At 69.1% G+C, this 12,281-nt stretch carries 9 protein-coding genes; 5 read left to right on the forward strand and 4 right to left on the reverse strand.

What is annotated here, in order from left to right:
* From kdpB to ASF63_RS05635, 4 genes are read left to right on the forward strand one after another with little or no spacing between them, the layout of a single operon-like run.
* Positions 1-2,193 carry a potassium-transporting ATPase subunit KdpB gene (kdpB, locus tag ASF63_RS05620; protein ID WP_414843719.1) on the forward strand — a complete coding sequence of 731 codons (2,193 nt, stop codon included), beginning with the start codon at positions 1-3 and terminating at the stop codon, positions 2,191-2,193.
* 53 nt (positions 2,194-2,246) lie between these two features.
* On the forward strand, positions 2,247-2,846 hold the full coding sequence (gene kdpC / locus ASF63_RS05625) for a potassium-transporting ATPase subunit KdpC (RefSeq protein ID WP_056510586.1): 600 nt from the start codon (positions 2,247-2,249) through the stop codon (positions 2,844-2,846).
* Positions 2,846-5,380: an ATP-binding protein gene (locus ASF63_RS05630; RefSeq protein ID WP_235560708.1), complete on the forward strand. Its 2,535-nt coding sequence runs from the start codon at positions 2,846-2,848 to the stop codon at positions 5,378-5,380. The genes kdpC and ASF63_RS05630 overlap by 1 nt, the downstream gene beginning before the upstream one ends.
* Positions 5,377-6,048, forward strand: coding sequence for a response regulator (locus tag ASF63_RS05635; RefSeq protein ID WP_056510589.1), 672 nt, complete (start codon positions 5,377-5,379; stop codon positions 6,046-6,048). Before ASF63_RS05630 ends, ASF63_RS05635 begins: the two co-directional genes overlap by 4 nt.
* A gap of 150 nt (positions 6,049-6,198) precedes the next feature.
* Here the strand turns inward: ASF63_RS05635 and ASF63_RS05640 are convergent, their stop codons facing one another.
* The 3 genes from ASF63_RS05640 to ASF63_RS05650 form a co-directional block, all read right to left on the reverse strand.
* On the reverse strand, positions 6,199-6,684 hold the full coding sequence (locus ASF63_RS05640; protein ID WP_056510592.1) for a hypothetical protein: 486 nt from the start codon (positions 6,682-6,684) through the stop codon (positions 6,199-6,201).
* Between the two features lie 208 nt (positions 6,685-6,892).
* Entirely contained in the window at positions 6,893-7,687 is a 795-nt protein-coding gene (locus tag ASF63_RS05645) for a TspO/MBR family protein (RefSeq protein WP_056510596.1), read from the reverse strand.
* A 100-nt stretch (positions 7,688-7,787) separates the two neighbouring features.
* Positions 7,788-8,351, reverse strand: coding sequence for a TetR/AcrR family transcriptional regulator (locus tag ASF63_RS05650; protein ID WP_056510599.1), 564 nt, complete (start codon positions 8,349-8,351; stop codon positions 7,788-7,790).
* Between the two features lie 95 nt (positions 8,352-8,446).
* On the opposite strand from ASF63_RS05650, the gene ASF63_RS05655 reads away from it, so the two are divergent.
* Positions 8,447-9,289, forward strand: a complete 843-nt coding sequence (locus ASF63_RS05655) for an alpha/beta fold hydrolase (RefSeq protein WP_056510603.1) — start codon at positions 8,447-8,449, stop codon at positions 9,287-9,289.
* A gap of 212 nt (positions 9,290-9,501) precedes the next feature.
* Here the strand turns inward: ASF63_RS05655 and ASF63_RS05660 are convergent, their stop codons facing one another.
* Complete coding sequence (locus ASF63_RS05660; protein WP_082477851.1) at positions 9,502-12,270, reverse strand: glycosyl hydrolase 53 family protein; 2,769 nt, start codon at positions 12,268-12,270, stop codon at positions 9,502-9,504.
* Positions 12,271-12,281: the final 11 nt, after the last annotated feature.

The raw sequence follows: 12,281 nt of genomic DNA on the forward strand, positions 1-12,281 counted from the left end.
ATGGCATCTCACGTTTCGTCTCGCTCCGCTCGCTCAACGACCGGGGAAGGCTCCGCTCGCTCAACGAGCGTGGACCCAGAACAGCAGGATGCTGCGGCATCCGCCCCCGCGGCCCCCGCGCGCGCGTTCGGCTGGGCGCAGCTGACCCAGGCCCTTCCCGGGGCGCTGCGCAAGCTCAACCCGGCATCTCTGGTGCGCAACCCCGTGATGCTGCTCGTCTGGGTCGGCGCCGCGTTCACCACCGTGCTCGCGATCGCCGAGCCCTTCCTCGGCGGTCCCGCCGACTCGGGTGGAACGCCGGTGCCCGCACCGTTCACCTGGGGCATCGCGATCTGGCTGTGGCTCACCGTGCTGTTCGCCAACGTCGCAGAGTCGGTGGCCGAAGGCCGCGGCAAGGCGCAGGCCGCGAGCCTGCGCAAGACCCGCACCAGCACCATGGCGCGCAAGGTCGTCCGCTACGACGCAGGCGCGGATGCCACGGCAGAGCGCACCGAGACGGTCGACGTCTCGTCGGCAGAGCTGCAGCGCGACGACATCGTGATCGTCACGGCCGGCGAGCTGATCCCCGGAGACGGCGACATCGTCGCCGGCATCGCGACCGTCGACGAGTCGGCGATCACGGGCGAGAGCGCCCCGGTCATCCGCGAATCCGGTGGTGACCGCAGTGCCGTCACCGGAGGCACGCGAGTGCTGTCGGACCGCATCGTCGTGCGCATCACCTCGAAGCCCGGCGAGACGTTCGTCGACCGCATGATCGCGCTCGTCGAGGGCGCCAGCCGTCAGCGCACGCCCAACGAGATCGCGCTGAACATCCTGCTCGCGAGCCTGTCGATCGTGTTCGTCGTCGTGGTGCTCGCGCTCAACCCGATCGCCTCGTATGCGGCGTCGCCCGTCAGCATCCCGGTGCTGATCGCCCTGCTCGTGTGCCTGATCCCCACCACGATCGGCGCCCTGCTCTCGGCCATCGGCATCGCCGGCATGGACCGCCTCGTGCAGCGCAACGTGCTCGCCATGTCGGGCCGCGCGGTCGAGGCCGCGGGCGACGTCACGACCCTGCTGCTCGACAAGACCGGCACCATCACCTACGGCAACCGCCGCGCCCACGAGGTGCTGCGACTCGGAGGCGTCGACCCCGACGAGCTGCTGCGCGTCGCCGCCCTGTCGTCGCTCGCCGACCCGACCCCCGAGGGCGCCTCGATCGTCGAGCTGGCACTGAGCCGCGGCATCCGGGTCGACGAACCGGCGGACGCCGTGGTCGTGCCGTTCACCGCCCAGACCCGCATGTCGGGCCTGGACCTGGCCGACGGCACGCAGATCCGCAAGGGCGCAGGCTCGGCGATCAGCGCCTGGCTCGGGCTCGACACGGATGCCGAACTCACCGGCCTCGTCGACGGCGTCGCCTCGAGCGGCGGCACCCCACTGGTGGTCGCAGTGAAGCATGCGGCCGGCTCCGGCCAGGTGCTCGGCGTCGTGCACCTCAAGGACATCGTGAAGGACGGCCTGCGGGAGCGGTTCGAAGAGCTCCGCAGCATGGGCATCCGCACGGTCATGATCACGGGCGACAACCCGCTGACCGCCGCCGCGATCGCGAAGGAGGCCGGTGTCGACGACTTCCTCGCCGAGGCGACCCCCGAGCAGAAGCTCGAGCTGATCAAGCGCGAGCAGGAGGGCGGCCGGCTCGTCGCCATGACCGGTGACGGCACCAACGACGCCCCGGCTCTCGCCCAGGCCGATGTCGGCGTCGCGATGAACACCGGCACGTCGGCCGCGAAGGAGGCCGGCAACATGGTCGATCTCGACTCGGATCCGACCAAGCTCATCGACATCGTGCGCATCGGCAAGCAGCTGCTCATCACGCGCGGAGCACTCACGACGTTCTCGCTCGCGAACGACATCGCCAAGTACTTCGCCATCATCCCGGCGATGTTCATGGGTGTCTTCCCTGGGCTCGCTGCGCTCAACATCATGCAGCTGCACTCGCCGGCATCCGCGGTGACCAGCGCGATCATCTTCAACGCGATCGTGATCGTCTTCCTGATCCCGCTCGCGCTCCGAGGGGTGAAGTACCGGCCGGCGAGCGCCTCGCAGATCCTGCAGCGCAACCTGCTGGTCTACGGCCTGGGCGGAGTGATCGCACCGTTCATCGGCATCAAGCTGATCGACCTCGTCATCACCCTCATTCCCGGTTTCTGAACGCGTTTCGTCTCGCTCCGCTCGCTCAACGACCGACTTCTGAAAGGCAACTCATGTCCTCCTCCCGCACCGTGGCCCGCACCACCGGCGTCGCGATCCGCGCGATGCTCGTGCTCACCCTCGTGCTCGGCGTCGGCTACACGCTCGTCGTCACCGGCATCGGCCAGCTGCTGCTGCCGTTCCAGGCGAACGGCTCTCCGCTGGCCGACGGCAAGGGCAGCTCGCTGATCGGCCAGTCCTTCACGGACGCCGACGGCGAGGCGCTTCCCGAGTACTTCCAGTCGCGCCCCTCTGCGGCCGGCGACGGCTACGACGGCGCGGGTTCCAGCGGCAGCAACCTCGGCCCAGAGAACCCCGACCTCGTCGCTTCGATCGGCGAGCGCCAGGCGGCCATCGCCGAGCGCGAGGGTGTGAGCCTCGAGGCCGTGCCTGCCGATGCTGTGACCGCTTCGGGCTCGGGCCTCGACCCGCACATCAGCGTCGCCTACGCCCTGCTGCAGGTGCCGCGGGTGGCGTCCGAGCGCGGCCTGCCCGAGCAGCAGGTGCGCGACCTCGTGGAGTCTAGGATTCAAGGGCGGGATCTGGGATTCCTCGGCGAAGAACGCATCAACGTCGCGGAACTCAATCTCGCGCTCGATGAGCAGGAGGGCTGATGACGCCAGAGCGGATGCAGCGGCGCGGCCGACTCCGCGTGCTGCTCGGCGCAGCCCCCGGGGTCGGCAAGACCTTCGAGATGCTCGTCGAAGGTCGCCGGCTGCTCGACGAGGGCCGCGACGTGGTGATCGCGATCGTCGAGACGCATGAGCGCGCAGCGACGGCAGCGCAGACCATCGGCATGCCCGAGGTGCCTCGCCGCACCGATCTGCACCGGGGCGTGCCGCTGAGCGAGATGGATCTGGATGCCGTGCTCGCGCGCCGCCCCGAGATCGCCCTCGTCGACGAGCTCGCCCACACGAACACCCCCGGCTCGCAGAACGCGAAGCGCTGGCAGGACGTCGATGTTCTGCTGGACGCGGGCATAGACGTGGTCACGACGGTCAACGTGCAGCACATCGAATCGCTGAACGCCGTGGTCGAGAAGATCACCGGCATCGCGCAGCAGGAGACGATCCCGGATGCCGTGGTGCGCGCCGCCGACGAGATCGAGGTCGTCGACCTCGCACCGCAGTCGCTGCGCGATCGTCTCTCAGCCGGACTCGTGTACCCGGCCGAGCGGATCGACGCCGCCCTGTCGAACTACTTCCGCCTCGGCAACCTCACGGCGCTCCGCGAGCTCGCACTGCTGTGGCTCGCCGACGAGGTCGACAGCGCGCTGCGCAGCTACCGCGCCGACCACGGCATCGAGGGCACGTGGCAGGCGCGCGAGCGCGTGGTCGTCGCGCTCACCGGTGGGCCCGAGGGAGAGACGCTGCTGCGGCGCGGTGCCCGGATCGCAGCCCGGTCAGCGGGTGGCGAGATGCTTGCGGTGCATGTCGCAGCGCAAGACGGACTCCGCGACGAGACGCCTGGCGCCCTGGCAGCCCAGCGTTCGCTCGTCGAGTCTCTCGGCGGCAGCTTCCATCAGATCATCGGCGACGATATCCCCGAGACCCTCGTCGAGTTCGCGCACGGCGCCGACGCGACGCAGCTGGTGATCGGCGTCAGCCGGCGCGGTCGTCTCGCAGCGGCACTCACCGGACCGGGCATCGGATCCGAAGTCATCCGCCGCTCCGGCGACATCGACGTGCACATCGTCACCCATGCAGCCGCGGGCGGACGCGTCGCACTCCCCCGCATCACCGGCGGTGCGCTGGGCTGGCGACGCCAGTTGCTCGGGTTCGCGGTAGCACTCGTCTTCGGGCCACTGCTCTCGTGGGCGATGTTCGCCTTCCGAAGCCCGGAGTCGATCACGGTCGAGGTGCTGGCCTTCCAACTGCTCGTGGTGATCGTCGCGCTGGTGGGAGGCCTGCGACCGGCCGTCTTCGCGGCGGTGCTGTCGGGAATCACGCTGGATTTCCTGTTCGTCTCGCCGATCTTCACGATCACGATCGCGCATCCGCTGCACGTGCTCGCGCTCGCGCTGTATGTCGTGATCGCCATTCTCGTGAGCATCATCGTCGACCAGGCTGCCCGGCGCGCCCGCACCGCCCAGCGAGCAGCCGCCGAGGCCGAGCTTCTCGCGGCCGTGGCCGGCAACGTTCTGCGCGGCGACAATGCCGTGCTCGCCCTGGTCAGCCGCACACGCGAGGCGTTCGGACTCACCGGGGTGCGACTGCTCGCCGCCGACGGCGAGGTGCTGGCGAGCGACGGCGAACCCGTTCCCGATGGCCGGTCGACGACGATCGCCGTCGGCTCGGGCCCTGCCCCCGCCGTTCTCGAACTGCACGGCGAACCGCTCGACACCCCCGCCCGACGCCTGCTCGACGCGATCGTCGCTCAGCTCGCCGCAGCGATCGAGCACACCGACCTGCGGGCGACCGCCCGCGAGGTCGCCGCCCTGTCCGAGACCGATCAGGTGCGAAGCGCCCTGCTCTCGGCCGTCAGCCACGACCTGCGCCGCCCGCTCGCCTCGGCCGTCGCCGCGATCGGCGGACTCCGCGGGGCGCACTCGCTGTCGGCATCCGACCGCGAAGAGCTGCTCGCCACCGCCGACGAGAGCCTCGCGACCCTGTCGTCGCTCGTCACCGACCTGCTCGATGTCAGTCGAGTGCAGGCCGGAGTGCTGGCGGTCTCGACCATGCGGCTCGATGTCGCCGGCCCCGTGCTCGCCGCCGTCGACGAGCTCGGCCTGGGCCCCTCCGACGTCGAGCTGGCGCTGGACGCCGGGCTCCCCGCCGTCTCGGCCGATCCGGTGCTGCTGCAACGGGTGCTCGTCAACGTCATCGCGAACGCGCACCGTCACTCGCCCGCCGACAGCCGTGTGATCGTGTCGACGAGCACCATCGGCGACCATGCCGAGATCCGCGTCATCGACCGCGGCAAAGGCGTGCCCGCTGAGAAGCGCGATCAGATCTTCCAGCCGTTCCAGCGCCTCGGCGACACCGACAACACGACCGGCCTCGGCCTCGGCCTCGCCCTGTCGCGCGGATTCGCCGAGGGCATGAGCGGTACTCTGACACCCGAGGACACCCCCGGCGGTGGACTCACCATGGTCATCTCGCTGCCCCTGGCGGCAGAGCCCGATCTCATGCAGGAGGAGACGGAGTGAAGCTCCTCATCGCCGACGACGACCCCCAGATGGTGCGGGCATTGCGAATCACGCTCTCCGCTCACGGATACGAGGTCGTCGTCGCTCCCGACGGGGCCGCCGCCGTGGCCGCTGCGGCGCAGACGCACCCAGACCTGATCATGCTCGACCTCGGCATGCCGCGGCTCGACGGCATCGAGGTGATCCAGGCGCTGCGCGGCTGGACGAACGTGCCGATCATCGTCGTGTCGGGTCGCACCGGATCCGCCGACAAGGTCGAGGCGCTGGATGCCGGCGCCGACGACTTCGTCACCAAGCCGTTCCAGGTCGACGAGCTGCTCGCGCGGCTCCGTGCACTGTCTCGTCGATCGGTGCCGGTGGGCGGAGAGTCGACCGTCGGGTTCGGCGACGTCGTGGTCGACCTCGCGACCAAGACCGTCACCCGGGCAGGATCGCGGGTGCATCTCACCCCGACCGAGTGGCGCATGCTCGAGCACCTCGCCCGGCACCCGGGAGCCCTGGTCACCCGGCAGGATCTGCTGAAGGAGATCTGGGGCAGCGAGCAGGTCTCCGACTCGGGCTACCTGCGCCTGTACATGTCGCAGCTGCGCAAGAAGCTCGAGGCCGAGCCCAGCACTCCGGTGCACCTGCTCACCGAGTCGGGGATGGGCTACCGGCTCGTCCTCTGAGTTCGGTTGCCGTTCGGTCCTTCCGGTTCACAACTCAGCATGAGTTTACGGCGGCCGGCGGAATCGGCGGGTTCGCGGCGTTCGGCCCCAGTTTGGGCTGAATTGTGAACAGGGAGGGCCGTCGTGGATGCTGCCGCCACAATCCTCGAGTCATCGACGCCCTCGGCCACCAGCGACGGCAGCAGCAACATCTCGCACTCGACGATCGACATCCTCCACCTCCGCGAGCGAGTTGTCGGCGAGGTCATACTCGTCGTCCAACAGCGCCAGGTCTTCGATATCTCGTGAGTGGTTCGCATGTCCGAACCGCTCATGGACCCATGCGGTCAACTGTCGGGGAGTCATGTCGCCGATCAGCACAGCCCGGCACAAGCGTCGGATCGCGATCGGCTCAGGCGCGCCGATGAGGGCAGGCTCGAGATGCAGGTCAGCGATGGCCCGTGCGATGAGGTCATCGACAACGAAGGGAATCTCGTCTGCCGAGATTGCGGCGAGTTCTCCGAGAGCATCGGCCAACCCACCTGCCACCAAGGCATCCACTGCCGCAGCCGTGAGCACTGCGCGACCGTCCTCCAGACCCGCGCGCCACCAGGCGATGGCCTCGACGAGGCGCAGTTCCGCGGTTGTATCGGCCATGACTTGATTCTGGCTCAGCGCAGAGCACCCGCGCACCTACCTGCAGAGTCGAGCATGGGCGACCGGCCCGTCCTCCGAGGCAGGTCTGCCGTTCTCGTCATTCCCGGTTCGCAACTCAGCACGAACGTTCGGCGGCCGGCGGAATCGGCGGGTTCGCGGCGTCGTGCACGCGGTTCCTGCTGAATTGTGAACGCCGGCGGTGTCAGAGTCACAGCGGGACGTCTGCCCTCGAGCGCCGCAGCACGCCGAACGCGCCGGCCGTGACGAGGGCGACCGCGACGATGATCCCGGCGATGCCCACGACGGTGCTCTCGGGCTCGCCGGTGAAGCGTCCGACCGCGAGCCAGCCGAGACCCCACGCTGTCGCCAGGGCGGGAGCGATGCGCTTGGTCACGAGAGCACTTGCGACGCCGATCACGAGCACGACGGCGAGCACGGCGACCGCCCAGATCTCGGCCTGGTCGGCCCAGCTCTCGGGGGCGATCTGTGTGAACCAGGCCGTGGTGTTGGCGACCGTCGCGATGGTGACCCAGCCGAAGTGCAGGCCGTTCGCACCGTCGACCACGATGCGCTCGGGCCAGGTGCGGGCGCGGCTGCGGCCGAGGATCACGATGACACGAGCGAGGGTCGCGAGCAGCAGGGCGATGACGATGACCGTCAGCGGCAGCGAAAGGAACTGAGCGGTCACGAGCCACAGCCCGTTGAGGATCATGGATGCGGCGATCCATCCGCCGACCGCGCGCTGGCGTTCGTCGGCCCGCTGCGCCGGCAGCGCCTGCCACACGGTGTACGCGATCAGGCCGATGTAGATGAGCGACCAGATCGAGAAGGCCGGGCCGGCCGGGGCGAGATACGACCCCTGGGCCGACAGCGCGCCATCCTGCAGCTCGCTCACCGAGGTGCCGCCGAACGCGCCGGATCCGACGGCCGCGGCTATCAGCATGAAGGTCGCCGAAGCGATGATGATCGTCTGGCGACCGATGTCCTGCATCCGGGATTCCATGCTCGCACCATACGCGCGCGACCGCGGGAACGCACCAGCCTTGACACCGGCACCCGAAAACGCTAGCCAGGCTAGCTAAATCTCGGGAGAAGATCGTCTCTCAGGCTGCGACCGCCGCGTCGATCAGCACCTCGGCCGCATTGCGCGCCTGCACGGCGACCTGCGGATCCGCGGCGATGGCCGCGGTGCTCTGCGCGCCCTCGGCGAGGATCGAGAGCTGAGCGGCGAGAGACGCCGGCGCCCCCGCATCCACCACGAGATCCGACATGTAGGCCTGGAACGACGCCTTGTGATCACGCACGATCTGCGCGACCTCGGGGTTCGTGCCGCCGAGCTCTCCGAACGCGTTGATGAAGGCGCAGCCACGGAAGTCGTCGGTGCAGAACCAGTCCTCGAGGTACCCGTACACGGCGAGCAGCCGGTCGCGAGGGTCGGCGCCGGCATTAGCCACCGCCCCGGTCAGCCCCGATTCCCACTCCGCATGCTTGCGCGCGAGCACGGCCGTGACGATGTCGGTCTTCGAAGGGAAGAGCGCGTAGAGCCGGCGCAGCGACACGCCGGCCGCCGCCCGGAGCTCGTCCATGCCGACAGCCGCGTATCCCTTGCGGTAGTAGAGCTCGTCCGCCGCCGCAAGGATCTGTTCCCGCACTGTTTCCTCGGTCATGCTCCCAGTGTACTTGACATGAGAACGAGCGTTCTCTACAGTGGAGAGCATCAGCGAGAACGACCGTTCTCACCGGACTGAAAAGGATCAGGATCATGGGTTACATCACCGTCGGAAACGAGAACAGCGCCCCGATCGAGCTCTACTACGAAGACCAGGGATCGGGTCAGCCCGTCGTCCTGATCCACGGCTACCCGCTCGACGGTCACAGCTGGGAGCGCCAGACCCGCGAGCTGCTCGCCCAGGGCTACCGCGTCATCACGTACGACCGCCGCGGCTTCGGCCAGTCGTCGAAGGTCGGCACCGGCTACGACTATGACACGTTCGCCGCCGACCTGAACACCGTGCTCGAAACCCTCGACCTGCGCGACGTCGTGCTCGTCGGATTCTCGATGGGCACCGGTGAGCTCGCCCGCTACGTCGGCACCTACGGCCACGAGCGCGTCGCGAAGCTCGCCTTCCTCGCCTCTCTCGAGCCCTTCCTCGTGCAGCGCGACGACAACCCCGAGGGCGTGCCGCAGGATGTCTTCGACGGCATCGAGGCCGCAGCCAAGGGCGACCGCTTCGCCTGGTTCACCGACTTCTACAAGAACTTCTACAACCTCGACGAGAACCTCGGCTCTCGCATCAGCGAGCAGGCCGTCACCGGCAGCTGGAACGTCGCGATCGGCAGCGCACCCGTCGCCGCCTACGCCGTGGTCTCGTCGTGGATCGAGGACTTCCGCGGAGACGTCGACGCCGTGCGCGACGCCGCGAAGCCGACCCTGATCCTGCACGGCACCAAGGACAACATCCTGCCGATCGATGCGACCGCCCGCCGCTTCCACCAGGCCGTGCCCGCCGCGACCTACGTCGAGGTCGAGGGAGCGCCCCACGGTCTGCTCTGGACCCACGCCGACGAGGTCAACGCCGCACTGAAGGACTTCCTCAGCAAGTAGTCCGAGACGGAGAGCCCGGCATCCACCTCAGGATGTCGGGCTCTCGCTGTGCCTGCTCCCGTCACAGTTCGCGCCGGCCAGCCGAGACGGATGACGCCGAGGGATAACCCAGAGGGATAACCCAGACGGGCGTGAGCTCGGGCGGCGTGTCGCACCCGAACACGCCGCCCGCCGACCGGATGCTCTGCGTTTTCCCTCCGCGATCGATGCCGTCAGCGCTTGACGGTCACAGCCAGCGCCTTGCTCTCGGAAGTCCCGGCGGCGTTCACGAACTCGACGCGGTAGGTGTGCTTCCCCACCGCACGGCCTGTGACCGGCACCGACACCCGCTGTGCGGCAGGGCTGCTCGCCGCGAGCTCGCCCTCCTTCAGCAGAACGCCGTCTTCGTACAGGCGGTACGACGTCGCGTTGGTGCCCCACCACATGTCAGCGGTGAGCGTGTACGAGCCGTCGCCATCCCAGTTGTCCGCCGACAGCACGGGTGTGCCGGGGGCCGCATCCTTCACCTTCACCGTCACGGGCTGCACCGCGGTCACGCCGCGTGAGTTCACGAGCTCGCCGGTGTAGACGTAGCTGCCGTTCGCCTTGCCGGTCACGGCGATCTGCGCCGTCTGTGCGGCGGTGCCTCCGAAGTTCAGCGGCACGGTCGTGATCAGCACACCGTTCTCGAACACCCGCAGCTTCGTCGCGTTCTGCCCCCACCACAGGTTCATGGTGACCGTGAAGTCGCCGTCGAGCAGACCCGTGTCGTGGCCGTTGTCGTGTGAGAGCACGCCACGCGCAGGCGCAGCCGTCGCCGCATCCTGAAGCACGAGCGCATCGACCGCGTCATCCAGTGCGTCCAGCGCACCCTCGACAGCAGAAGCACTCGGGCTCGCCGCAGCCAACACGATGTCGGCCCGGGCGATCGCACCCGCCAGGGCGGTCGTCGACGACTCGACATAGGTGGCCAGGTCGAGAGCTGCAGCCGCATCCCGCCGCTCCCGCAGCCGCGAGGTGTCGGCTCCGGGCACCGGTTCGCGCACGAGCTCGAGATCGTCGATCGTGCCCCACGCCCCTGCCGGCAGCGCCGCGGAGATTCGCACGACAGCCGTTCCCTCAGCACCGACCTGCAGCGCCTCGGTCGTCGGCGTCGACCACACCCGCCAGCCGTCGAGCCCGAAGGCCGCGGCGGCGCCAGCGGTCGACGGGGACGACAGCGACAGCGCGACCCGCCCCTCGGCCCCCTCGCCGTCACCTTGCAGCGACGCCCGCGCGACATACGACCCGGCGGGCAGCCCGGTCACGGTCTGCGACAGCTCGAACGAGTACGCGGATGCCGCATAGAAGTGCGCCGAGTGCGTGCCGCTCCGCGGGTCATCCCAGGCGCGCAGTGCGAGTCCGGATCCGGTCGCACTCCACATGCTCGTGTCCGCATCCTCGAACCCGGGGTTCCGCAAGAAGTTCCGGGCCGAGACGGTCACGGTCGCGGTGGCCGCGAGGCCCGCATCCGTCACTCCCGTGATCGCGTACTCCCCCACGCCTTCGATGAATCCCGCCGCCGAAGACCACGTGACCGGCTGCTGCTCCGACGACCCGTCGTTGTAGAGCACGGTGACGTCGGCGGGCAGGTCGACCGCATCACCCTCGGTCACCGCGAGCACGACCGGCTGCACCGACTCGACGGCGCGAGGGGCCTGAGCCCCGGTGCGCACATAGGAGAAGATGTTCAGCGCGTCGGATGCCGTGCCGTCGAACCCGAACAGCGCCTGGTTGTCCCACGCGGATCCGCCGAACCACTGGCCCGCGTCATGGGGTTCGTACTCGCCGGCGAAGCTCGACGCCCACCCCGACCCGTCGCGCTCCCACAGCACCTTGTTCGCATCGAGCTGCGCCGGGGGGCCGACCGGCAACCACGCGGGCTCCCAGTAGTAGACGCCGATCCCCGCCTCGCCCACATCGGCGACGGCCTGCACGACCGCACGCACGGCGTCTGCCTGACCCTGCACGCTCACCGGATACTGCGTCGCCTCGGACGGCAGGTCGATCACGTTGCCGTGCCCGTCTCCGTCGTCGAGCGTGAACGCCCACGAGGTCTCGGCGACCATGACCTTCTTGCCGTACGTGTCGGCGACGTGCGACAGCACGGCCGTGAGGTTCGCCGGGGTGCCATGCCAGAACGGGTAGTACGACGACGCGAACACGTCGTAGTCGACGTCGCGGCGGTCGAGCTGTGCAGCGACGTCGGCGTAGAAGCCGGCCCGCTCGGGGTTGGTGAAGTGCAGGGCGACGAGCGTGTCGGGCGCCTCGGCACGCACCGCGGCTGAGCCTGCGGAGAACACCTTGGCCATATCATCCCAGCCGCGCACCCCGGCGACTCCCCCGTTGGTCTCGTTGCCGACCTGCACCATGCGCAGGTCGACACCCGCATCCACCAGGCGTCGCACGGCGTCGCGGGTGAAGACGCCGACCTCGGCGGCGACCTGATCGGCCGTCATCCCCTCCCACGCCTTGGGCACCTGCTGCTTGGCGGGGTCTGCCCAGAAGTCCGAGTAGTGGAAGTCGACGAGCACGCCGAGTCCGGCATCCGTCGCACGCTGCGAGATCTCGATCGCCCGCTCGACGTCGACATCACCACCGCCGTAGCCGTTGCCGTTCGCGTCGAACGGGTCGTTCCACACGCGCACCCGCACGTCGGTGACACCGGCGTCGGCGAGGATCTCGAACAGATCGCCCGGTGTGCCGTCAGAGTCGCGGAACACGACGCCCGACTCCTCGAGCGACAGCACCGACGACACGTCGACGCCGCCGATGAAGCCGTCGGGCAGGTTCTCGACCCGGGGGACGGTGATGGTGGCATCCACAGGCTCGGCTACGACGACGGCCGTAGGCACGAGAGGCGGGGGCGACGCGGCCGACGCCGGCAGGGCGACGCCGATCAGGGCGACGGCGGTGACCGTTGCCAGGGCGGTGGAGAGAAGGGAACGCGTGCGACGGTGCATGACGGCCTTTC

The sequence above is a fragment of the Microbacterium sp. Leaf320 genome (genome assembly GCF_001423485.1).
Classification (GTDB): domain Bacteria; phylum Actinomycetota; class Actinomycetes; order Actinomycetales; family Microbacteriaceae; genus Microbacterium.